The organism is Simplicispira sp. GW247-4R2A, from assembly GCF_059424465.1.
In genome coordinates, this window is sequence record NZ_JBWKZM010000005.1 from 15,506 (window position 1) to 38,235 (window position 22,730).

Sequence of the window (22,730 nt, forward strand, 5' to 3'; positions counted from 1 at the left end):
TTTTCTCCAAGAAGCAAGGAAAGGGGCAGGTTCAGGGGTTCTTGATTTCAGCGGACTTGCGCAGATAGAACCACCAGTTCAGCAACAGGCACAAGGCGTAAAACACGGCAAACCCGTACATCGCCATCTGCGGCGTGCCATGCTTAATCTGCTGGCCAATCACCACCGGCGCGATGAAGGCGCCGTAGGCGGCAACCGCCGAGGTCCAGCCAAGGACGGGACCGGCCTGTTGGCGGTCAAAAACGACGCCGATGGTGCGGAAGGTGGAACCGTTGCCAATGCCGCTGGCGGCAAAAAGCACGATGAACAGAGCCAGGAAGATGAAGAAATACTCTTCCGGATGGGCCGACTGGTAGGCGAGTTGCATCACATAACCCACCGCCACGCCAGCGACCGCCATGGTCGCGCACACCCATTGCGTAACGATGGAACCCCCGAGCTTGTCAGAAATCCAGCCGCCAACGGGACGAATCGCGGCACCCACGAAGGGACCGATCCAGGCGTAGGCCAGCACAGGCGGCCCCTTGGGATTGACCAGTGTGTGTTGCAAGATACCGTTGGCGTCGGGCACATGGCTGACACCAAAGATAACTTTCATCGACAAAGGCAGTGCCATCGAAAAACCAATGAAGGAGCCGAAAGTGACGATGTACAGGATGGTAAGCGACCAAGTGTGTTTGTTGCTAAAGATCGCAAACTGCTTGGAGACGTTTTCCTTCATCGCGCCAAAAGCGGTCAGCTTCATCACCATGAGCGTGCTCACAATGATGAGCGGCATCGCCAGCCACATGTTCAGCATACCCAGGCCACTGGGGGCCGGCAAGTAGAGATACAGGCCGACACCCGCCGGAATGAAAGACAGGGTGTAGAGCCAGATGATCTTCAGGAACGCGGTGATCGGGCCGCCGGTATCGGGCGAAACTGTCTTGAGGTTGTTCATGCCGAACCAGCACAGGATGGACAGCGGCACCAGCGACAACACCCACGCAAAACCTGCGTTCTGAATCCAGGTAGCCGTCCCCGGCGGGATGGCGCCGAAGATCCAGCCGCTTTCCTTTTGCAGCGTCATCGACTCGCCGCCGAACGAGCCCAGCAAGGGCACAGTCATCACCAGCGGGATCACAATCTGCATCGTGGTCACGCCAAAGTTTCCCAGGCCCGCATTCAGCCCCAAGCCGGTGCCTTGCAGGCGCTTGGGAAAGAAGGTGGAGATGTTGGACATTGACGAAGCAAAGTTACCGCCCCCCACGCCGCACCACAAGGCCATCAGCTGAAACGACCAGAGCGGCCACTCTGGATGCTGCAGCACGATGCCGGTGCCAATGGCAGGCGCCAGCAGCATGGCAGTGGTGAGGAAAATGGTGTTGCGCCCACCCGAGAGCCGGATCAGGAACGAAGCCGGGATGCGCATGGTCGCGCCCGCCAAGCCGGCAATGGCGGTCAGGGTGAAGAGTTCGGCCTGGCTGAATGGGTAGCCCAGGTTCATCATCTGCACCGTGATGATGCCCCACATGCCCCAGACGGCGAAGCCGCAGAGCAGGGCCGGGATGGAGATCCATAGGTTGCGATAGGCAATTTTCTTGCCGGTGGATTCCCAAAACTGCTCGTCCTCGGGGCGCCAATCGACAATATCGGCGCCACTGGTAGTTTTGTTGTTCATGATGAGTGTTCTGGCCGCAATGGCTCAGTTTTGAAGGGAAAGGGATTCGCTCTGGTCGCCCATGGGGCTGGCCTTGCGCACTTCGGTCCAGTACATCCAGATCAGCGACACCCAGACTACGCCGTACATCAGCATGAAAGCGCTGGAGCGGATGCCGGTGATGTCCACCAGCGCGCCAAACAGGATGGGCAACACAAAGCCGCCAAGCCCCCCGGCCAGACCAACGACGCCGCTGATAGTGCCAATGTTTTCCGGATAGTCGTTGCTGACGTACTTGAAAACGCTCGCCTTGCCGAACGCAAAGGCAATGCCCAGCGCGAACATCAGGCCGGTGAAGGCGTACACATTCAGGCCGAGGTGCCAGGTCTGCACGCCGTTGATGGTCTGGATGGTGAAGGCGGTCTGCGGATAGCTCAGGAGGAACAGGCAGATCCAGCTCACCCACATCACCCACCAGGTGACGCTGTGCGCGCCGTACTTGTCGGACAGCCAGCCGCCAACGGCACGCAGCACGCCGCCGGGAAGCGAAAAACAGGCTGCGAGCAAAGCCGCAATACGGATGTCGAGGCCGTACTCGCCTACGTAGTACTGCACCATCCACAGCGACAGCGCGACGTAGCCACCAAACACGATGCTGTAGTACTGGCAGTACTTGAGCACGCGCGGGTCTTTCAAGGCCTTGAGCTGGTCCATGAAACTTACCTTGGAGGACACCAGGTGGCGCGGGTCGCTGGAGCTGCCAAACCAGAAGATGATGAGCGTGACCAGCATGACAACCGCATACACCTTGGGCACCATGGTCCAGCCAAAGGCCACCACCAGCGCCGGTGCGACGAATTTGTTTACCGCCGCGCCCGAGTTGCCAGCACCAAAAATGCCCATGGCCATGCCCTGGCGATTCTTGGGAAACCAGCGCGCCACATAGGGCGTGCCCACCGAGAACGAGCCGCCAGCCAGGCCCAGCACCAGGCCGATCGTCAGAAAGTGCCAGTACGCCGTGGCGTAGGCCATGAGCCAGATGGCGGGCACCGTAATGGCCAGCAATGCAGCCATCACGACGCGGCCGCCAAATTTGTCGGTCCAGATGCCCAAAGGTACGCGGATCAGGGAGCCCGAGAGCACGGGCATGGCCGTCAGCAGGCCGAATTCGGTGGCGTTGAGGCCGAGCGTCTTCTTGAGCGGGATGCCGATGACGGCAAACATCATCCACACCATGAAGCAGACCGTAAAGGCCAGGGTGCTCACAATGAGCACGGACCAGGCTTCGCGGCCCTTTTCGGGGCCGTTGCCTGCGGGAAGCGGGGCGATAGCCATTTGCGTTTTCCTCTCTTTTTAATGAGTGGCGCAATGGTCGCGCGCAGCAGCGCGTCTGCCTATCCTTCAGCCGGAGGGGTGGCGGGGGAAATAAGGATGAGGATTTCCCCAGAGGAATAGTTCGAAAGAACTATTTGGGAAAATTCAATTTCTGGGATTGGCGGCATACACCGCCGCCTGTACGCGGGAACTCAGGCCGAGCTTGCGCAAGATATGCTGCACGTGAATCTTTACCGTGGTCTCGGCGATGTCCAAGGTGCGCGCAATCTCCTTATTGCTCGCGCCCAGCGCAATCTCTCGCAGGACTTCTTCTTCGCGTGGCGAGAGCGGCGCCGCCGCGGCAGCGCTGGCGGCAGGCGCTGGCGCAGCGATGTCCATCGGCGCGATGGGCGGCGGACCACCTTGCGACTGGAAGGCGGCCACCAGCTTGCCCATGAGCTCCGGGCTCACCACAGGTTCACCAGCGGCCGCGCGGCGAATGGCCTCGGCCAGTAAATCGCCGTCGATGGTTTTCAGCAAATAGCCCTGGGCACCATTGCGCAGGGCGGCTGCCAAGTCTTGCGCATCTTCGCTGACAGTGAGCATCAGCACATGGCTTGCCGGCGACGCAGCGCGCAAGCCGCGCACCGCATCCACCCCAAGCACGCCAGGTAGATGGTTGTCCAGCAAGATGACCTGGGGCTGCAGAACCGGCACCAGGCGCAGTGCCTCGACGGCGTCGCCTGCTTCGCCCACCACATGCAGGCCTTCGTCCTGGGACAGCAGGGCCACCAGCCCCCGACGGAACAAGTTGTGATCGTCGACCACAAAAACGGTAATGGCGCTGGCTGGGCTCATATCGAACTCCATGAAGGCAGTTGCGGCGCAGGCAATTCGGCCAGCGGCGCCGCGCCTGACATTGCGGATGCGTTGTGCGGCAGCTCAATGCACACCGTGGTGCCCGCGCCAGGAGTGGACTGCACCTCGACCCGCGCGCTGATGCCTTCGGCGCGCTCGCGCAGGATACGCAGTCCGACATGCAAAGAGTCGGCTGCCATGGTGCGCCCTGCATCAAAGCCTATGCCGTTGTCTTGCACCTCAAAGCGCCACTCGGGATGGCGCTGTACGCGCACGTTCACACGCGTGGCATGGGCATGCTTGCGCACGTTGGAGAGCGCCTCCTGCACCATGTGCAGCACCTGAATCTGCACGTCCGCGTCCAGGGGCAGCCCGTGCCCTTCCATGCTGAGCTGTGCGTTGATGCCGGTCTGGTGGCCGAACTTGGAGAGCGTGGTGCGCAGCGCCTCTTCGATGTCCTCCGCGCTGGCGCGGGTGCGAAAGTGCACCAGCAACTCGCGGACGTCGGCGTAGCATTCGCGCACGCCGACATCGAGCTCGGCCATGCTGCGGTCGCGCGCGGCCTCGTTGCCCTTCTTGACCGCGTCGCGCAGCAACTGCGTCTGAATCTTGAGGAACGCGAGCGACTGCGCAATCGAGTCGTGCAGCTCACGCGCCAGCATGCCGCGCTCTTCGGCCACCGCGCCCTCGCGCTCCAGCGCCGCCGCGCGCAGCCCCTCCATGCTGCTGGCCAGGTGGCGCACCATGGCTTCAAGCAGTTCGCGCATGTCGGGCGACAACTCCAGGCTGGCACGAAAGAACAGGTTGAGTTCGCCCAGCACGCGCTGGTGCACCATCACGGGCAGGACCACCAGAGTTTGGTAGCCCGCCTCATGGCAGTGCGGCAGAACCATGGGCGTCGCAATGCTGATAGGAATGACGCGCGCGTCCGGCAGACCTTGGGTTTGGCCGCAAAAGCAATTGCCAGCGCGCAGGCACTGCTCCTGCTCGGCCATGGCACGCGGAAGGCCGTCGGAGGCCAGGATGACGTAGTGCTCGTTGCCCTCGTTCGACCAACGCACCACGGCGGCGTCGGCACCCGAGACGCGCCGCGCCTGCTGCACAAAGCCTTGCGTCAGCACCTTCAGATTGGCAGCCTGGGCGGCCAACGCGCTGACTTCGTAGAGCGCTGACAAGCGCTGGTTCTTGTCCTCAATGCTGGCGGTTTTCTCGCGCACCTTGAGCGCAAGGTCGTCGTGCGAGGTCTGCAGCGCCTGCGCCATGCGGTTGAAGCCCTCATTGAGCTGGCCGAATTCGTCATCCGTGTCGACCGGCAGGCGCGTACCCAGCACGCCCTGGCGTATCTGCAAAAACGCCTCCTGCAAGCGCGCCACCGGGTTGATAACCACCAGACCGGTCATGACCACCACGCCGAACGCAACGAAAAGCGTCAAACCCATCATGAAGAGTTGCAGCACGTGCAGCGCCGCGGTCCAGCGCGCAATTTGCACCTCGATGGCGTCCACGAAGCCGTCCATTACCTCGGCCATCGCGTCGGCGTGCGCCACCAGCACCGGCACGGCAGGCGCCTTTGGCGCCAGCCACTCCTCGCGCACCCTGGCCCACTGGCTGCGCACCTCTTCAAAACGCGCGCGGGTTTCGTCGCTCCAGGGGACAAACAGCGGATGGTCGGGGTCGCCGGTGCGCAGCAGCTCCAGGCTGCCTTCAATCATTTCCGCATTCGCCAAGAGCTTCTCGCGCGCGCCGTTTTCCACCGCCAGCGCCATGCGCATGGTGCGCATGCGCAAGCGGCCGGCCTCGTTCACGGCGGCAGCGCCGCCTTCGAGCTTCCAGGTGACCCAGAGCGTCACGCTGATGGAGCTGAGCGTGACCAGCAAGAAGACCATGCCCATGGTCAAGAGCTTGGTGGTAAGCGTGGTGCGTGTCCGCATGGCGGGCAGTGTAAGGGAGCGACTTGTGACCCCGGGCACAGTGCGCAGAACGCTCCCCCAGTAGCATGCAGTGCATGAAGACTGCCTTTCCCCCCACGCCTGCCCACTGGCTGCGCCCCGTGAGCGCGGTTGCGCTGGCGCTGCTCCTCGGCTGTGCGGCACCGGCCCGCCTGCCCGATGGCTGGCCCCAGAGCTTGGCAGCGCTGCTGCCGGCCGACGTCATGCTGCTGGGCGAGCAACACGACGCCCCCGCCCACCAGGCCATGGAACGCACGGCGGTGCAATGGCTCGCCGCGCAAGGCCGCCTGTCTGCAGTGGTGATGGAAATGGCCGAGGCTGGCCACAGCACCCAGGCGCTGCCACCCAGCGCCGACGAAGCCACTGTGCGCGCAGCGCTGGGCTGGGATGAGCAATGGTGGCCCTGGCAGCACTATGCGGGGGCGGTCATGGCGGCGGTGCGTGCCGGCGTGCCGGTTTTTGGCGGCAACCTGCCGCGCACGGCTATGCGCGAGGCCATGAACAACACCGCGCTCGACCAGTTGCTGCCAGCCGCCGCGCTCGCGGACCAGTTCAGCGCCGTGCGCGAAGGCCATTGCGACCTGCTGCCCGAGGCGCAACTGCCTGGCATGGTGCGCATCCAGATGGCGCGCGACCAGAGCATGGCGCGCGCGCTGGCTGCGGCGCCGCGCGGGCCGGGCCAGACAGTGCTGCTGATTGCCGGCGGCGGCCACGTGCTGCGCAGCCGCGGCGTACCGGTGTATTTGCCGAAAAATTTAGAGATAAAAGTGGCACTAGCGCAATCAGGACAAGCGCAAACAGGACAAGCGCAAACAGCTATTGAAAATGAAGCAGATTTGACCTCTGTCACTGCAGAACTGCCGCCGCAGGACGCGTGCGCGCCGCTGCGCAAGTTGTCGGGAAGCTAATCAACCCGCGAGCTGATCGCGCAGCAGCACCTCGAAGGCGTCGGGCGGTACGGGGCGGCTGCGCAAATAGCCCTGGTAGCTGTCGCAACCGCGCTGGCGCAGAAAATCGAGCTGCGCCGGCGTCTCGACCCCTTCGGCCAGCACCGCCAGGCCCAGGCTGTGGCCCATGGCAATGATGGCCGAGCTGATCGCCATGTCTTCGCCGCTTTCAGGGATTTCGCGGATAAAGCTCTGATCGATCTTGAGCACATCGATGGGAAAGCGCTTGATGTGCGCCAGAGATGAGTAGCCGGTGCCGAAATCGTCCACCGACAAGCGCGGCCCCAGGTCACCAAGCTTCGTCAGCAAGGCCAGCGCCTGCTCGGGCCGCTCGGCCAGAGCGCTTTCGGTAATTTCCAGCTCCAGAGAAGTCGCCGGAAAACCGCTTTGCGCCAGCGCATCGCCCACCACGGCCACCAGATCGCTGAGCGCAAACTGCCGCGGCGAAACATTGACGGCCATGGTCATGGACCCCAGGCCCGCAGAGCGCCAGCGCTGGGCCTGGAGGCAGGCTTCCAGTAAGACCCACTGCCCGATGGGGGCGATCAGGCCGGACGACTCGGCAACGGGAATGAAGCGGGCGGGCGAGACCAGCCCTTCCTGCGGGTCCTGCCAGCGGAGCAAGGCTTCCGCGCCAACGATGCGCCCGCTCGCCACACTGACCTGAGGTTGGTAGTACAAGCGCAGCTCGCCATTCGCCAGCGCGCGGCGCAGGCCTGCTTCCACCGCCAGGCGCTCGCGCGCGCCCTGCGTCATGCCTTCTTCATAGAAACACCAGGCGCCCCGTCCGAGCGCCTTGGCGCCGTAGACGGCCGCATGCGCGCCCTGCAGCAGTGCTTCGGTGGATTCCACATGCGCCGGGAACATGCAGATGCCCACGCTGGCACCGACCACCACCTCGATACCTTCAGGCAAATGCCAGGGCGTCCCCGCCGCTTCGATCAGGTGGCGCGCCACGGCCGCGGCGCCGTCGGCATGGCGCAGGTGCCGCGCCACCACGGCAAGTTCGTCTCCGGCCAGGCGCCCTATCACGTCGCCGGGCCGCAAGGCACGCTGCACCTGACTGGCAACGTGGCGCAACACCGCGTCTCCCACCGTGTAACCATAGCTGTCGTTCACCTCCTTGAACCGGTCCAGATTCAACTGCAACACAGCAAACTGCTCGCCACTCGCCAGCGCCTGCGCGCGCACCGCCTCCAGCCGCTGAGAAAACGTGTCGCGGTTGGCCAGGCCGGTCAGCGCATCGTGCCCCGCCAGGTACTCGATGCGCTGCTCGCTGGCTTTGCGCTCCGATTGGTCGGTGAACATGCAGATGAAATGCGTGAGGCTGCCGCTGGCATCGCGCACGGCGCTCATGGCCACCTGCTCAGGGAAAACTTCGCCATTCTTGCGCTTGTTCCACAACTCGCCCTGCCATTGGCCCGTGCGCAGCAACTGCTCCCAAAGTGCCTCGTAAAACGCGCGGTTGTGCCGACCCGACTGGAATATGCGCGGGTTGAGCCCCAGCATTTCAGCCTCGCGGTACCCCAGGATGCGCTGCGCGGCGGCATTGGCCGAGCGGATGGATCCCTGCGCGTCGGTCACGATCACCCCCTGCGCCGCGTTGTCCACCACCGCTGCAGCCAGGCGCTGGCGCTCGTCGGCATGGTAGGCGCCGCTCAGGTCGGTCAGCAAGCCCGTGAACCGGTCGGGCGCTCCGTGCGCGGCCGCGTAGCGCTGGCCGCGCGCCTCGAACCAGCGCAATTGCCCATCGAAACAGCGCACGCTGAAGCTCTCAATGAGCGGTTCGCCGGTATCGAGGGCGTGGCGGATGGCAGAGAACACCCGGCGCCGATCGGCAGGCGCAATGCACTCGGTCAAGCGCAGGTCGCGCGCCAGATCGTCGCCGGTGTAGCCCAACATGCGCTCGATGCCAGGCGAGCAGCTCAGGCGCTGCTCGGCCAAGTCCCAATCCCACACCCCGCTGGCACTGCTGTCGAGCGCCAATTGCAGGCGCGCCTCACTGCGCTCGAGCGCTGTGCGTGCACGCACGATCTCGCTCAGGTCTTGCAACACGCAAACCAGATGGGCGCAGCCACCCTCCCCCTCAGGCACGGAAGTCACGGTGCACAGCGTGGGCAGCGGATCGCGCCCATTGCTGCGCAGGCACTGGCGTTCCCCCACAAAATGATCGATTTCGCCCACCATCAGGCGCCCCATCTGGTGCGCAGCCCAGGCCGGCTCCTGCGGCGGCAACACGGTGCCGAAATCGATCGCGCCCAGTGCCTTCTCGTCGATACCCAGCATCTCAAGCAAGCGCGCATTGGCCCAGAGGATGCGTCCATCAAGCGCCACGCGTGCAATGCCTGCCGAAGCATGCTGCACGATCGTCGTCAGCTCGTGCTCGCTGGCGCCACGCGCCTGCTCGGCACGGCGCAAGCGCCAGACCAGCCAACCGGCCAGCCCGGCTGTGAGCGACACATACAGCCAGCCCTTCCACAGTTGCATCCGTGCCATGGCCGCAGCATCGTGGACCAGCACCGCCAGCAAACGATCGCCCAGCCACACCCAGGCCAGACCAAGAAGGAAATACAGGGCGGCCGCCTTCCCGGGCGTCCAAGCCCGCTCACGACCTACCAACCACGGTATCTTCATGCCCCACCTTGTACCGCTGCATGCGGCCCTGCTGCGACAATTAGCCTCTATGTCCAACGCCTACGTTCTCACACTGTCCTGCCCGGACCGCCTCGGTCTGGTGCATGCCGTCTCGGGCTTCTTGCTCGAGCGCGGCGGCAACATCGAAGAAGCCGCCCAATTCAACGACCCGGCCACCGGCCTGTTCTTCATGCGGGTACAGTTCGCCTGCACCGAGCATGAGCACGCCGCTCTGAGCGCCCAGCTCGAACAGTTTGCCCAGCCCTTCCAGATGCATTGGGGGCTGCACGCCACGCACCTGCCCATGCCCACTGTACTGCTGGTCAGCCGTGAAGGCCATTGCCTCAACGACCTGTTGTTCCGCTGGAAATCGGGCCTGCTGCCCATCGACATCCGCGCCATCATCAGCAACCACCGCGACTTCTACCAACTGGCCGCCGGCTACAACATTCCGTTTCACCATATTCCTGTCACTGCGGCCACCAAGGCCCATGCCGAAGCGCGCCAACTGGAGATCATCGAGCAGGAGGGCGCCGAACTGGTGGTGCTGGCGCGCTACATGCAGGTGCTGTCCAACGAACTGTGCAAGCGGCTCGCCGGGCGCGCCATCAACATCCACCACAGTTTTTTGCCGAGCTTCAAAGGCGCCAAGCCGTACTACCAGGCGCACGAGCGCGGCGTCAAACTGATTGGCGCCACCGCGCACTATGTCACGGCTGACCTCGACGAAGGTCCGATTATCGAACAAGATGTTACACGTGCCGATCACACCGATACCGTCGAAGACCTGACAGCCCGTGGGCGCGACACCGAAAGCCAGGTGCTCGCGCGCGCTGTGAAGTGGCACAGCGAGCACCGCGTGCTGCAAAACGGCCACAAGACTGTGGTGTTTCGCTAGCCCACTTCCCGGCCTGCCATGACTTCGCCCGCCGACATTGCTGCACCCCTCAGGCGCATTCCACCCATCCAGTGCCTGCTCACTTTTGAAGCCCTGGCGCGCCTGCGCAGCGTGACGCTGACAGCCGAGGAACTCTGCGTGACGCCCAGCGCCGTGAGCCACCGCGTCAAGCAGTTGGAGCAGATCATCGGCACGCGCTTGTTCGGCCGTGCCGATTTTTCCCTCACCACCGACGGCATTGCCTACCTGGCCAACGTGCGCGAGGGCCTGGGCGCGCTGCAGCGTTTTCCGGGCCTGGCCAGCGCGCCCGGCAAGCGCCGCCTCAAGCTCGCCGTCACCCCCACCTTTGCCAGGGTGATGCTGATTCCCCGGCTGCGCCACTTCCGCGAGGCCTACCCCGAGATCGATCTGGCGCTGCAAATCTCGATCCCGCTGATGGACGTCGTGGCCGAGGACGCCGACCTGGTGGTGCGCTATGGCAGCGGCCACTACGCCGACATGGAGCACAGCGAAATCGCGCGCGACGTGGTCACGCCCCTGGCTTCGCCGGCCTGGCTGCGCGAACACGGGCCGTTCGAGCGCCCGGACGAACTCGACCCCGAAACCCTGCTGCGCAGCCCCCTGGAGCCCTGGCGCAGCTGGTTTTCCGCCGCCGGCCTGCCCTGGCAGGAACCGTCGGGCGGCTCGCAATTCAACGACGTTGGCCTGATGTGCGACGCCGCCGCCGCCGGCATGGGCGTCGCCCTGGTGCGCCTGAAACTCGGCGCGCCCTGGGTGGAAAACGGCACCCTGGTGCGCCTGTTCGAGCTGGACGCCCCCAGCCCGCACGCGCACTACCTGTGCTGGCGCACCGGCGCGATGGACCGCTGGGAATGCGCAGCCTTTGCCGACTGGCTGCACAAGAGCATGCTGTAGTGGCAGGTACATCCCCCTGAGCGGCTTCGCCGCTGGCCTGGGCCGCGCCGGTTTGACGGGCCCACGGCAACCCAAGGAAGCGTCTATACGGGAAAAAATTCAAGTCAAATTGGCCTCTAGCGCTTATCCAGTAAGCGCTGGCAGCTATTTATTCCATAGTATGAATGCGCTCTGCGCAGCGCAATTCACGCGCCGTTGAAAGAAAGCTCACACCGGAGCGCGCGCGCTTGGCTACAGTGCTGCCATGAACACCGCCGCCGCCCAGTCGCCCACACCCGCCCCTGTTTTCGCTGCGCCCAAGCCCGCGACCGAACCCGACCGCGCCGCGCGCCAACGCGAAGTGGTGGCCGCGTTGGCCAGCGTGCTGCCCGCGCACAGCCTGCTGTGGAACCAGGAGGACACCACGCCCTACGAATGCGACGGCCTCACCGCCTACCGCCAGCGCCCGCTGGTGGTCTGCCTGCCGGAGACCGAAGACGAAGTGCAGGCGGTGCTGCGCACCTGCCACCGATTGAGCGTGCCCGTGGTGGCGCGCGGTGCCGGCACCGGGCTCTCGGGCGGCGCCATGCCGCACGCGCTGGGCGTCACGCTGTCGCTGGCGCGCTTCAACCGCATCCTGGACCTGAACCCACGCGCCCGCACCGCCCGCGTGCAGTGCGGCGTCCGCAACCTGGCCATCAGCGAGGCGGCGGCGCCCTTTGGCCTGTACTACGCACCCGACCCGAGCAGCCAGATTGCCTGCACCATCGGCGGCAACGTGGCCGAGAATTCGGGCGGCGTGCACTGCCTGAAATACGGGCTGACGGTACACAACATCCTGGCGGTGCGCGGCTTCACCATGGAAGGTGAGCCCGTGCAGTTCGGCAGCGGCGCGCTCGATTCGCCCGGCTACGACCTGCTGGCCACGGTGATTGGCAGCGAGGGCATGCTGGCCGTGGCGGTGGAAGTCACCGTCAAGCTGATCCCCAAACCGCTGCTGGCGCGCTGCATCATGGCCAGCTTTGACGACATCCGCAAAGCGGGCGACGCCGTGGCCGCCGTGATTGCCGCCGGCATCATCCCCGCCGGCCTGGAGATGATGGACAAGCCCATGACGGCCGCCGTGGAAGCCTTCGTCCACGCCGGCTACGACCTGACGGCCGAGGCCATTCTGCTGTGCGAGAGCGATGGCACACCCGAGGAGGTGGAAGAAGAAATCGCCCGCATGCGCACCGTGCTGGCGGGCGCCGGCGCCACCGCCATTTCGGTCAGCCAGACGGAAGCCGAGCGCCTGCGCTTTTGGAGCGGGCGCAAGAACGCCTTCCCCGCCAGCGGCCGCATCAGCCCCGACTACATGTGCATGGACTCGACCATCCCGAGAAAGCGCCTGGCCGACATCCTGCTGGCCATCCAGCAGATGGAAAAGAAGTACGACCTGCGCTGCGCCAACGTGTTCCACGCGGGCGACGGCAACCTGCACCCGCTGATCATGTTTGACGCCAACGACCCGGACCAGCTGCACCGCTGCGAACTGTTTGGCGCCGAGATCCTGGAGACCAGCGTGGCCATGGGCGGAACGATTACCGGCGAACACGGCGTGGGCGTAGAGAAGCTGTCGAGCATGTGCGTGCAGTTTTCGCGGGAAGAAAACGCGCAGATGATGGCGCTCAAGCACGCCTTCGACCCCGAAGGTTTGCTCAACCCCGGCAAGCTCATCCCGACGCTCAACCGCTGCGCCGAGTACGGCAAGATGCTGATTCGCGGCGGCAAGCTGGCGCACCCCGACCTGCCCCGCTACTGACCGGCCACTGCGATGCAGATGCTGCAAGGCCTGGCCATTCTGCTGACGCTGCAGTCGCTGGGCGAGGCGCTCTCGCGGCTGCTGCACCTGCCCTACCCCGGCCCGGTGATTGGCATGGTGCTGCTGCTCATCGCGCTGCGCTGGCCCGCCGTCCAGCTACGCGTGCGCTCGGTGGCCGATTTTCTGCTGGCGCACCTCTCGCTGCTGTTCGTGCCGGTGGGCGTGGGCGTCATCACCCAGCTCGACGTGCTGGCCCGCTATGGGCTGCGGCTGGCGGTGGTGCTGGTGCTCTCAACCTGGATCGGCATGGCGGTGTCGGCGCTGGTGCTGCGCCGCTTGATGAAGTGACCCCTATGTCGCTGCGCTCCTTCCCCCCGCTCTCGCAACGCTGCGCGCTGCGGACAGGGGGGCGCCACCCGTGCTGCGGGGCGGCCCTTGCACGGTGGCCGCTGGCCTGGGCCAGGCGGGTACTCTGCGCCGTGGGGAGTGCGACGCACCATGGAAAACGGATAAGCAGTTCAGCGCCACCGGACAGAGAAACGCCATGACCGACTTCGTGCAGCTCTGGGTGTACCTCTCGGCCACGCCGCTGTTCGGCCTGAACGCCACGCTGGTGGTGTACGTGCTGGCGCTCGGCTTGTACCAGCGCCTGGGCCAGGCGCCGTGGGCCAACCCGGTGCTGTGCTCCATCGTGGTGCTGGGCACCGGCCTGCTGGCGACGGGCACCGCCTACCCTACCTACTTCGCCGGCGCGCAGTTCATCCACTTTCTGCTCGGCCCGGCCGTGGTCGCGCTGGCCTGGCCGCTGTGGCAGCGGCGCGTACAACTGCGCGCGCACTGGGCGCGCTTCACGCTCGCGGCGGTGGTGGGCGGCGCGGCAGCGGCGGGCAGCGCGGTCGCCATCGCCTGGGCCTTGGACCTGCCGCGTGAAGCCGTGCTGTCGCTGGCGCCCAAATCGGTCACCGCCCCCGTCGCCATGGGCATTGCCGACAAGATCGGCGGCGTGCCTTCGCTGGCGGCGGTGTTTGCCGTTGTCACCGGCCTGGTGGGCGCGCTCAGCGGCAAGGCGCTGTTTGCGCTGCTGCGCATCGGCACCGACCCCGTCGGCTGGATGGCGCGCGGTTTTGCCATGGGCACTGCGGCCCACGGCATCGGCGCAGCACGCGCCTTGCAGGTGAACGCTGACGCTGGCGCCTGGGCCGCGCTGGCGCTGGGGCTGCAGGTGGTGGTGGCGTCGCTGCTGATTCCGCTGGTCGCCGGTTGGTTCTGATCAAACCTGCGCCCACAGCCAGTCGCGAAACGCCCGCAGTGCCTCAGCCCCAGGCCGGTGCTGCGGGTGCACGAACCAGTAGCCCTGTTCGCCCGCAAGCACCTGTGGGTGCGCCGGCACCAGGCGCTCGCTGTCCAGCGACTCCTGCGCCAGCAACTGCGGCACCAGCCCTACCCCCAGGCCTGCGGCGGCAGCGGCCATCACCATGGAGAACAATTCGTAGCGCGGCCCGCGCGAGGCGTGCAAGGTGTAGTGCCAGCCACGCTCGGCGTACCAGCCGCGCCAGGCGTTGGCGCGCGATGCCAGCGTGAGGTGCGGGCAGTGCAGCCAAGCCTGCTCGTCGTGCAGGGCATGTGCGGCCGCATAGGCCGGGCTGCACACGGGCACACACGGCCCCTCGGGCAACACCATGCCGCCCTGCGTGTCGGGCCAGAGCCGGTCACCGTAGTAAATGGCGGCATCAAAACCGCTCTCGTCAAAAGCGAACACCTCGGACCGCACCGAGAGGTTGAGCGTGATGCGCGGGTGCAGCGCCGCAAACTGCGGCAGGCGCGGAATGAGCCACTGCGTGCAGAAGGTGGACACCACGGCCAGGTGCAGCACATAGCCTTCATCCCGCCCCACCCGGATCTCCTGCGTATCGCGCTCGATTTGCTCCAGATGCAGGCGGATGCGCGCCGCATAGCTGCGGCCGGTGTCCGTCAAGGCCAGGCGCTGGCGGGCCCGCACGAACAAGGCCACGCCCAGCCGATCTTCGAGCGCGGCGACATGGCGGCTGACGGCGCTGGGCGTCAGGGCCAGTTCCTCGGCCGCACGCGAGAAGCTCTGCAGCCGTGCAGAGGCCTCGAAGGCCTGAAGCACGCCCAGGCTGGGGATGTCTTTGCGCATGGCAAACCCGCTCCAGAATTGTTCGTAAAACTCAACAACTATGGAGGATATAGCAGCTATCGGGTGCATTGAACGCACTTACCATGGCAGGCACACCACCCACGGCACCGGCACGGGCAGGACATCTGCCGGGGGTACCCATCGTTTGGCTCCAAAGCGCTTTCATGACCACCTCTTCCACCTCCCTCTTCGACACGGCTTTGCAGCAAATGGGCCTGGACCTCACCCCTTGGCTTGGCCAGGACCTGAGCGTGCGTGCGCCCCGCGACGGCGTGGCGTATGCGCAGCTGTCTAGCCACACGCCGGTGCAGGCGCAGGCCCTGATCGAGGGCGCCCACACCGCCTTTCTGCAGTGGCGCGCCACGCCCGCGCCCGTGCGCGGCGAACTGGTGCGCCGCCTGGGCCAGAAACTGCGCCGGCACAAGGAGGCGCTGGGCCTGCTGGTGTCGCTGGAGGCCGGCAAGGTGCGCTCCGAGGGGTTGGGCGAGGTGCAGGAGATGATCGACATCTGCGACTTCGCCGTGGGCCTGTCGCGCCAGCTGCACGGCCTGACGATTGCCAGCGAGCGCCCCGGCCACCGCATGATGGAAACTTGGCACCCCATGGGCGTGGTCGGCGTGATCTCGGCCTTCAACTTCCCCGTGGCCGTGTGGGCGTGGAACGCCGCGCTGGCCCTGGTGTGCGGCAACGCCGTGGCCTGGAAGCCGTCGGAAAAAACCCCGCTGTGCGCCATCGCCTGCCACCACCTGCTGCAACAGACCCTGGACGAGTTTGCCGCCGAGCAAGGCGTGGCCGCCCCCGACGGCCTGGCCACGCTGCTGCTGGGGGGGCGCGAGATGGGCGAGCTGCTGGCGCGCTCGCCGCGCGTGCCCGTGGTCAGCGCCACCGGCAGCACGCGCATGGGCCGCGCCGTGGCGGTGGACGTGGCGCAGCGCTTTGGCCGCAGCATCCTGGAGCTGGGCGGCAACAACGCCATGGTGGTGATGCCCAGCGCCGACCTGGAACTGGCCGCACGCGCCATCACCTTCGCCGCCGTGGGCACGGCGGGCCAGCGCTGCACCACGCTGCGCCGCCTCATCGTGCACCGCGACGTGGCCGCGCCGCTGCTGGAACGGCTGGAAACCATCTACGCCAGCGTGCGCGTGGGCGACCCTTTGGCGGACGGTGTGCTCGTCGGCCCGCTGGTGGATCGCGCTGCCTTTGAGCAGATGCAGAGCGCTCTGGCCCAGGCGCGCGAACAGGGCGGCACAGTGCACGGCGGCGAGCGCGAATGCGCCGCGTTGGGCGAGGACGCCTGGTACGCCCGCCCGGCCCTGGTGCGCATGCCCGCGCAAAGCGGCGTGGTGCAGCACGAGACCTTCGCACCCATCCTCTATGTGCTGACCTGCGCCAGCCTCGACGAGGCCATCGCGCTGCAGAACGGCGTGCCCCAAGGCCTGTCGTCGGCCATCTTCACCACCGACCTGCGCGAGGCCGAGCGCTTCCTCTCCAGCACCGGCAGCGACTGCGGCATTGCCAACGTGAACATCGGCACCTCGGGCGCCGAGATCGGCGGCGCCTTTGGCGGCGAGAAGGAAACCGGTGGCGGCCGCGAGTCGGGCTCGGACGCCTGGAAGGGCTACATGCGCCGCGCGACCAATACCATCAACTACAGCGACGCGCTGCCCCTCGCGCAAGGCGTGCGCTTCGACGTGTAGAGGCGAACACCCCCTGCGTCGCTTCGCGCCTTCCCCCCTCTCCTGCGGGAGGGGGACGCACCCAGTGGCCGGGCAAAGCCCGCTCCACGGGTGCCCTGGTCTGGCGCGGCGCCCCTGTCACCGAAGGTGGGCACACAATGGCTTCTTCCTCCTCGCATACACACATCGCCATCATCGGCGGTGGCGCCATCGGCAGCGCCATCGCCTATTTCCTGACACGGCAGCGCCCAGACTGCAAAGTCACCGTGGTCGAGCGCGACCCGGGCTATGCCCAGGCTTCGTCGGCGTTGTCGGCCAGCTCGATCCGGCAGCAGTTCTCCAGCCCCATCAACATTGCCATCTCGCAATTCGGCATTGAATTCCTGCGCGACATTGGCGCACGGCTGCAGATGGGCGGCGAACGCCCCGACATCGGCTTGGTCGAAGCGGGCTACCTCTATCTGGCCAGCCCGGCAGGCGAGGCCGTGCTGCGCGACAACCATGCGGTGCAGCGCGGCATGGGCGCCGATGTAGCGCTGCTCACGCCCGACGCGCTGCGCGAACGCTTCCCCTGGCTCTCCACGAACGGCGTCACGCTCGGTTCGCTGGGCCTGTCCAGCGAAGGCTGGTTCGACGGCTACAGCCTGCTGCAGGCCCTGCGGCGCAAGGCCCTGGCCCAGGGCGTGCGCTACCTGCAGGCCGAGGCCGTGGGCATGGACACGCAGGCCAGCGGCGGTGTGCGGCACATCAGCGCGCTGCGCCTGGCGGATGGCCAGCGGCTGGAGTGCAGCGCCGTGGTCAACGCCGCAGGCGCCTGGGCACGCCCGGTGGCGCAGTGGCTGGGCATCGACCTGCCGGTGTTTGCCAAGCGGCGCACGGTGTTCCACTTCACCTGCCCCGAGGCGCTGCCTGGCTGCCCGCTGCTCATCGACCCCTCGGGCATCTGGCTGCGGCCCGAAGGCGCGGGCTTCATCGCAGGTTTTTGCCCATCCGAAGGCGAAGACCCCGACGATGCCCCGCTCGAACCGGACCACGCCGCCTTCGAAAACCACGTGTGGCCCACGCTGGCGGAGCGCATTCCGGCCTTTGAGGCGCTGCGTCTGCGCAGCGCCTGGGCGGGCTACTACGAGATGAATGCGTTCGACCACAACGCCATCGTCGGCCTGCACCCGGCCTGCGACAACCTGTACTTCGCCAATGGTTTCTCCGGCCACGGCCTGCAGCAGTGCCCGGCCATCGGGCGCGGCCTGGCCGAGCGCATTCACACAGGCCGCTGGCAGACGCTGGACCTGGAGCCGCTGGCCTTCCAGCGCATCCTCGACGGCCGCCCGCTCATCGAAAGCAACATCATCTGAGACCGCCCATGCCCTCCGACATGCCCTCTTCTTCCTCCACGCCGGCCAACCGCACAGGTGGCCAGATCCTGGTCGACCAGCTCGTGCTGCATGGCGTGCAGCACATCTTCTGCGTGCCCGGCGAGAGCTACCTCGCCGTGCTCGACGCATTGCACGACGCGCCCATCGAACTGACCGTCTGCCGCCAGGAAGGCGGCGCGGCCATGATGGCCGAGGCGCACGGCAAGCTCACCGGGCGGCCCGGCGTGTGCTTCGTCACGCGCGGCCCCGGCGCCACCAACGCGGCGGCGGGCGTGCACATTGCCATGCAGGACTCCACGCCCATGGTGCTGTTCGTTGGCCAGATCGAGCGCGGCACGCGCGGGCGTGATGCCTTCCAGGAGGTGGACTACCGCGCCGCCTTTGGCCCGCTGGCCAAGTGGGCGACGGAGGTGGACGACGCGCGCCGCCTGCCCGAGATCGTGGCGCGCGCCTTCAGCGTGGCCTGCAGCGGGCGCCCCGGCCCGGTGGTGGTGGCCCTGCCCGAGGACATGCTGGTCGAACGTGCCGACGCGCCCACCGCACGCCCCTACCAAGTCATGGAGGCAGCCCCGAGCCCGGCGCAAATGACCCAGTTGCTCGAACGCCTGGGCCAGGCCCGCAAGCCCGTGGCCATCGTCGGCGGCAGCCGCTGGAGCGCCGCAGCCGTGGCGCGCTTCCAGGACTTCGCCGCCGCCCACGCCCTGCCCGTGGCCTGTTCGTTCCGGCGCCAAATGCTGTTCGACCACCAGCATCCCTGCTACGCGGGCGACCTGGGCCTGGGCGTGAACCCGGCGCTGCTGGCGCACCTGCGCGGCGCCGATCTGCTGCTGCTCGTCGGCGGGCGGCTCTCGGAAGTGCCCTCGCAGGGCTACACCCTGCTCGACATTCCCACGCCGCAAATCCCGCTGGTGCATGTGTACCCCGACCCCGATGAACTCGGCCGCGTGTACCAGGCGCAACTACCCGTCAACGCCTCGCCCACGGCCTTTTGCGCCGCGCTGCCCACACAGGCCGCGCAGGCGCCGAGCCCGCAGCGCCAGCAGGCCGTGCAGGCCGCGCACGCCGCCTACCAGGCCTGGAGCGACCCGGCGCCGATCCACATCCCCGGCGACCTGCAGATGGGCGCGGTGATGCAGCACCTGCGCGAGGCCCTGCCGCAAGACACGGTGTTTTGCAACGGCGCGGGCAACTTCGCCACCTGGGTGCACCGCTTCTGGCCGTTCCGCCAGTTCGGCACGCAGCTCGCGCCCACCAGCGGCAGCATGGGCTACGGCCTGCCGGCCGGCGTGGGCGCGCAGCGCCTGTGGCCCGAGCGCACGGTGGTGGTGTTCGCGGGGGACGGCGACTTCCTCATGCACGGCCAGGAATTCGCCACCGCCGTGCAGTACCGGCTGCCCCTCCTCGTGGTGCTGCTGGACAACGGCATGTACGGCACGATCCGCATGCACCAGGAGCGCGAGTACCCGCACCGGGTGAGCGGCACGGCGTTGCAGAACCCCGACTTCGCCGCCTACGCCAAGGCGTTTGGCGGCCATGGCGAGCGTGTGGAGCGCACCGAGGACTTCGCCCCGGCTTTCGCACGCCTGCGCGAAACCGCAAAGGCCACGCGCCTGCCCGCCCTCCTGCACTGCCTGATCGACCCCGAAGCGATTACACCGGGTCGCTCGCTGAGCCAGATCCGGGGCGGGTGAGACATCGCCGGCCACTGAGCACCCTGCAATTCAAGGGTGCCCTCCTGCTTCTTATTCGGCCGAAGAATTTCGCGAATACTTTCTTTCAAGCAATTCACGCAAACGGCGGATATTGACCTCAATAGCCTCTCGCTGGTCACGTGTCAAACGCGGCGACTTCGATAGGAATGCAGGTGAATCGTCTTTCCCATCATGCGTGTTGTCGGGCAACGACTGTGAAGGTGTTTCTGGATGCTGGGTCATCACTATCCCTATCCCGGGGAAAACCAAGCCAGCAGGAAGCACCATGCCGAGCAAGGCAGAGCAATTACAATTTTCGTGTAATTATTGATCAAATTTACAGCGTAACTATATTACAAAGTCACTCCAGAAAAAAGCCACCCCCGTAGCCTGAGCATCTATGGACGATGCCAAGAAAGAATTTGCGCGACGGTTACGCGGTGCAATGGCGACAGCCGGCTACGAACCAAGGCCGGTAGTGCTGGAGCGGGAATTCAACATGCGCCACTGGGGCAAGCCCATGACGCTGCACGGCGTTCGGCGCTGGCTGCAGGGGGAAACCATGCCCGACCACAAGAAACTCGTCACCTTGGCAGACTGGTTGCGCGTGCCTGTGCAGGAGTTGGGCTATGGCGAAGGCGAAGCACACCAGGCACGCGAACGGCAACCCATCTGGCATGCCGGGCTAGGCTACCCGGATCGCGAATTGTTCGAAATCTATCTGCGCCTTCCAGTACCCAAACGCCGTCTGGCGCGCGACGTAATCCTGGCCATCGCCAGGGCCCACGCGGCGGAGGAAGCAGAGCGCGCCGAGAAATAAAAACACTGCCAGCGCTTCTCCTTCAAACGCTGGAGCTAGGTGGCAGGAAACGTGGTGTCCGCCGTCGCCCAGTTCGAGGCGATTTTCTGAGCTGCCTGCGCGGCAGGAAACGGCACACAAGAGCACGTCACGCTAAGCATGCATTTCTGAGCTGCCTACGCGGCAGGAAACACCAAGGCGCTGACCGACATCGAAGCCTACAATTTCTGAGCTGCCTACGCGGCAGGAAACTGCTGCCTTGTATTCAGCGCTCGCCTGGTCTTTTTCTGAGCTGCCTACGCGGCAGGAAACATTTCATCACCCTGCAGCTTGTTCTTTGTCCATTTCTGAGCTGCCTACGCGGCAGGAAACCGCAAAGCGCAACCCGCCGAGGTCCGCCTGACTTTCTGAGCTGCCTACGCGGCAGGAAACGCTGCCTACAAGGCTGGTCTGCTTGTCTGCACTTTCTGAGCTGCCTACGCGGCAGGAAACGCGATGGGCGCGGCACCTGGGATGCCGGCGATTTTCTGAGCTGCCTACGCGGCAGGAAACGCTCCAGTAATCCGGCCTGCCTTTGGATTTGAGTTTCTGAGCTGCCTACGCGGCAGGAAACCCCACATTTACGCAAGACGAATTACAGTACCTTTTCTGAGCTGCCTACGCGGCAGGAAACCAAGACCTGCAGAAACGCACCGCCGCCGTGCTTTTCTGAGCTGCCTACGCGGCAGGAAACTATCGGTACGTCCAGGTTTTGCGCGTCTGCGTTTTCTGAGCTGCCTACGCGGCAGGAAACGCCACACCGGCCCTGCTGGGGTAAGCGCGTGTTTTCTGAGCTGCCTACGCGGCAGGAAACTGAGCTTCACGCTCAAATCCATCCCCGACATTTTTCTGAGCTGCCTACGCGGCAGGAAACCCGACGGCGGGCGCGAACGCCGCGCCGCCGTATTTCTGAGCTGCCTACGCGGCAGGAAACGTGGCGGTGCGCAGCACGCCGGCGCTGTACCATTTCTGAGCTGCCTACGCGGCAGGAAACAGCCTGCTGGCAGCATCGGCCGAAGACCTGGTTTTCTGAGCTGCCTACGCGGCAGGAAACCAGGTCGACCAGCTTGCGGCCGAGCTGGCACATTTCTGAGCTGCCTACGCGGCAGGAAACGTGCTGGATGCCGATTTGACCGCCGCCCAGAATTTCTGAGCTGCCTACGCGGCAGGAAACTTTTCCCACTGCCCCGCGGGGGCCGTCTTGACTTTCTGAGCTGCCTACGCGGCAGGAAACTATGCGTTGCCGCTCAACCCGGTGCACCCCTTTTTCTGAGCTGCCTACGCGGCAGGAAACGGCATGACGCCCGAACAGTATTCCAAGGGCAATTTCTGAGCTGCCTACGCGGCAGGAAACCAGCGCACGCTCCATATGCCCGCGCATTTGGTTTCTGAGCTGCCTACGCGGCAGGAAACCTGCGCGCCGACCTTGGCGTGCGCGCGGTGCTTTTCTGAGCTGCCTACGCGGCAGGAAACAGTATTTAGAGACGCGCATTGCCGCCGCCGTTTTTCTGAGCTGCCTACGCGGCAGGAAACATCAATCTCTTGCACCACCAAGGGGGCGAGCATTTCTGAGCTGCCTACGCGGCAGGAAACCGCTCCGCACCGCGCTGGGCTTGATGCCCATTTTTCTGAGCTGCCTACGCGGCAGGAAACGCTGAACTTGCCGTCCGCCGTCTGCTGCAACATTTCTGAGCTGCCTACGCGGCAGGAAACGTTGTACGTCGCCTCGATCTGCTCTGGCAGATTTTCTGAGCTGCCTACGCGGCAGGAAACTTTTTAGACCTGCTGCCGCCGCGCCCGCTGCATTTCTGAGCTGCCTACGCGGCAGGAAACGCAAAGTGTCGGTCTTGGGTTGCTCGCCATTTTTTCTGAGCTGCCTACGCGGCAGGAAACGACCGCACACCATGAAAATGTTACTGCTCGCATTTCTGAGCTGCCTACGCGGCAGGAAACGACTCCAGACCCTGCCGCAAGCACCGCGGCATTTTCTGAGCTGCCTACGCGGCAGGAAACAGTATGACAACAGCCGCAATAACTGTGCAGGCTTTCTGAGCTGA

At 65.5% G+C, this 22,730-nt stretch carries 16 protein-coding genes and 1 CRISPR repeat array; of the genes, 10 read left to right on the forward strand and 6 right to left on the reverse strand.

Annotated elements, in window-relative coordinates; translation table 11 throughout:
* Positions 1 to 31: 31 nt before the first annotated feature.
* From AC07ZH_RS05150 to AC07ZH_RS05165, 4 genes are all read right to left on the reverse strand, one after another.
* Positions 32 to 1,660, reverse strand: coding sequence for an MFS transporter (locus AC07ZH_RS05150; protein ID WP_495198841.1), 1,629 nt, complete (start codon positions 1,658 to 1,660; stop codon positions 32 to 34).
* A 24-nt stretch (positions 1,661 to 1,684) separates the two neighbouring features.
* A complete protein-coding gene (locus AC07ZH_RS05155) occupies positions 1,685 to 2,974 on the reverse strand; it encodes an MFS transporter (RefSeq protein ID WP_495198842.1) in 1,290 nt (429 codons plus the stop codon).
* A gap of 144 nt (positions 2,975 to 3,118) precedes the next feature.
* Positions 3,119 to 3,811: a response regulator gene (locus AC07ZH_RS05160; RefSeq protein WP_495198843.1), complete on the reverse strand. Its 693-nt coding sequence runs from the start codon at positions 3,809 to 3,811 to the stop codon at positions 3,119 to 3,121.
* Entirely contained in the window at positions 3,808 to 5,742 is a 1,935-nt protein-coding gene (locus AC07ZH_RS05165) for a type IV pili methyl-accepting chemotaxis transducer N-terminal domain-containing protein (RefSeq protein ID WP_495198844.1), read from the reverse strand. Before AC07ZH_RS05165 ends, AC07ZH_RS05160 begins: the two co-directional genes overlap by 4 nt.
* Before the next feature lie 74 nt (positions 5,743 to 5,816).
* Here AC07ZH_RS05165 and AC07ZH_RS05170 point away from each other — a divergent pair, with 74 nt between their 5' ends.
* Positions 5,817 to 6,668 carry a ChaN family lipoprotein gene (locus AC07ZH_RS05170; protein ID WP_495198845.1) on the forward strand — a complete coding sequence of 284 codons (852 nt, stop codon included), beginning with the start codon at positions 5,817 to 5,819 and terminating at the stop codon, positions 6,666 to 6,668.
* Here the strand turns inward: AC07ZH_RS05170 and AC07ZH_RS05175 are convergent, their stop codons facing one another.
* Positions 6,669 to 9,341: a sensor domain-containing protein gene (locus tag AC07ZH_RS05175; protein WP_495198846.1), complete on the reverse strand. Its 2,673-nt coding sequence runs from the start codon at positions 9,339 to 9,341 to the stop codon at positions 6,669 to 6,671. It lies immediately after the preceding gene.
* Positions 9,342 to 9,390: 49 nt separating this feature from the next.
* On the opposite strand from AC07ZH_RS05175, the gene purU reads away from it, so the two are divergent.
* From purU to AC07ZH_RS05200, 5 genes are all read left to right on the forward strand, one after another.
* Positions 9,391 to 10,239 carry a formyltetrahydrofolate deformylase gene (purU, locus tag AC07ZH_RS05180; protein ID WP_119110072.1) on the forward strand — a complete coding sequence of 283 codons (849 nt, stop codon included), beginning with the start codon at positions 9,391 to 9,393 and terminating at the stop codon, positions 10,237 to 10,239.
* An 18-nt stretch (positions 10,240 to 10,257) separates the two neighbouring features.
* Positions 10,258 to 11,154, forward strand: a complete 897-nt coding sequence (locus AC07ZH_RS05185; protein ID WP_495198847.1) for a LysR substrate-binding domain-containing protein — start codon at positions 10,258 to 10,260, stop codon at positions 11,152 to 11,154.
* A gap of 244 nt (positions 11,155 to 11,398) precedes the next feature.
* Positions 11,399 to 12,934: an FAD-linked oxidase C-terminal domain-containing protein gene (locus tag AC07ZH_RS05190; RefSeq protein WP_495198848.1), complete on the forward strand. Its 1,536-nt coding sequence runs from the start codon at positions 11,399 to 11,401 to the stop codon at positions 12,932 to 12,934.
* Between the two features lie 12 nt (positions 12,935 to 12,946).
* Complete coding sequence (locus tag AC07ZH_RS05195; RefSeq protein WP_495198849.1) at positions 12,947 to 13,282, forward strand: CidA/LrgA family protein; 336 nt, start codon at positions 12,947 to 12,949, stop codon at positions 13,280 to 13,282.
* Between the two features lie 196 nt (positions 13,283 to 13,478).
* A complete protein-coding gene (locus tag AC07ZH_RS05200; RefSeq protein WP_495198850.1) occupies positions 13,479 to 14,204 on the forward strand; it encodes an LrgB family protein in 726 nt (241 codons plus the stop codon).
* Here the strand turns inward: AC07ZH_RS05200 and AC07ZH_RS05205 are convergent, their stop codons facing one another.
* Complete coding sequence (locus AC07ZH_RS05205) at positions 14,205 to 15,092, reverse strand: LysR substrate-binding domain-containing protein (protein WP_495198851.1); 888 nt, start codon at positions 15,090 to 15,092, stop codon at positions 14,205 to 14,207.
* Positions 15,093 to 15,256: 164 nt separating this feature from the next.
* On the opposite strand from AC07ZH_RS05205, the gene amaB reads away from it, so the two are divergent.
* From amaB to AC07ZH_RS05225, 4 genes are all read left to right on the forward strand, one after another.
* Complete coding sequence (gene amaB / locus AC07ZH_RS05210; RefSeq protein ID WP_495198852.1) at positions 15,257 to 16,789, forward strand: L-piperidine-6-carboxylate dehydrogenase; 1,533 nt, start codon at positions 15,257 to 15,259, stop codon at positions 16,787 to 16,789.
* 137 nt (positions 16,790 to 16,926) lie between these two features.
* Positions 16,927 to 18,123, forward strand: a complete 1,197-nt coding sequence (locus AC07ZH_RS05215; RefSeq protein WP_495198853.1) for an NAD(P)/FAD-dependent oxidoreductase — start codon at positions 16,927 to 16,929, stop codon at positions 18,121 to 18,123.
* 8 nt (positions 18,124 to 18,131) lie between these two features.
* Positions 18,132 to 19,835: a thiamine pyrophosphate-binding protein gene (locus AC07ZH_RS05220; RefSeq protein WP_495198854.1), complete on the forward strand. Its 1,704-nt coding sequence runs from the start codon at positions 18,132 to 18,134 to the stop codon at positions 19,833 to 19,835.
* Between the two features lie 400 nt (positions 19,836 to 20,235).
* Positions 20,236 to 20,655 carry an XRE family transcriptional regulator gene (locus AC07ZH_RS05225; protein WP_495198855.1) on the forward strand — a complete coding sequence of 140 codons (420 nt, stop codon included), beginning with the start codon at positions 20,236 to 20,238 and terminating at the stop codon, positions 20,653 to 20,655.
* A gap of 83 nt (positions 20,656 to 20,738) precedes the next feature.
* Positions 20,739 to 22,686: direct repeats of the CRISPR family, unit length 28 nt; unit sequence TTTCTGAGCTGCCTACGCGGCAGGAAAC.
* The last annotated feature ends 44 nt before the right edge of the window (positions 22,687 to 22,730 follow it).

Coding starts and splice junctions, on each gene's coding strand:
- AC07ZH_RS05150 (WP_495198841.1), bottom strand. CDS start 1,660: ATGAACAACAAAACTACCAGTGGCGCCGATATTGTCGATTGGCGCCCC.
- AC07ZH_RS05155 (WP_495198842.1), bottom strand. CDS start 2,974: ATGGCTATCGCCCCGCTTCCCGCAGGCAACGGCCCCGAAAAGGGCCGC.
- AC07ZH_RS05160 (WP_495198843.1), bottom strand. CDS start 3,811: ATGAGCCCAGCCAGCGCCATTACCGTTTTTGTGGTCGACGATCACAAC.
- AC07ZH_RS05165 (WP_495198844.1), bottom strand. CDS start 5,742: ATGCGGACACGCACCACGCTTACCACCAAGCTCTTGACCATGGGCATG.
- AC07ZH_RS05170 (WP_495198845.1), top strand. CDS start 5,817: ATGAAGACTGCCTTTCCCCCCACGCCTGCCCACTGGCTGCGCCCCGTG.
- AC07ZH_RS05175 (WP_495198846.1), bottom strand. CDS start 9,341: ATGAAGATACCGTGGTTGGTAGGTCGTGAGCGGGCTTGGACGCCCGGG.
- purU (WP_119110072.1), top strand. CDS start 9,391: ATGTCCAACGCCTACGTTCTCACACTGTCCTGCCCGGACCGCCTCGGT.
- AC07ZH_RS05185 (WP_495198847.1), top strand. CDS start 10,258: ATGACTTCGCCCGCCGACATTGCTGCACCCCTCAGGCGCATTCCACCC.
- AC07ZH_RS05190 (WP_495198848.1), top strand. CDS start 11,399: ATGAACACCGCCGCCGCCCAGTCGCCCACACCCGCCCCTGTTTTCGCT.
- AC07ZH_RS05195 (WP_495198849.1), top strand. CDS start 12,947: ATGCAGATGCTGCAAGGCCTGGCCATTCTGCTGACGCTGCAGTCGCTG.
- AC07ZH_RS05200 (WP_495198850.1), top strand. CDS start 13,479: ATGACCGACTTCGTGCAGCTCTGGGTGTACCTCTCGGCCACGCCGCTG.
- AC07ZH_RS05205 (WP_495198851.1), bottom strand. CDS start 15,092: ATGCGCAAAGACATCCCCAGCCTGGGCGTGCTTCAGGCCTTCGAGGCC.
- amaB (WP_495198852.1), top strand. CDS start 15,257: ATGACCACCTCTTCCACCTCCCTCTTCGACACGGCTTTGCAGCAAATG.
- AC07ZH_RS05215 (WP_495198853.1), top strand. CDS start 16,927: ATGGCTTCTTCCTCCTCGCATACACACATCGCCATCATCGGCGGTGGC.
- AC07ZH_RS05220 (WP_495198854.1), top strand. CDS start 18,132: ATGCCCTCCGACATGCCCTCTTCTTCCTCCACGCCGGCCAACCGCACA.
- AC07ZH_RS05225 (WP_495198855.1), top strand. CDS start 20,236: ATGGACGATGCCAAGAAAGAATTTGCGCGACGGTTACGCGGTGCAATG.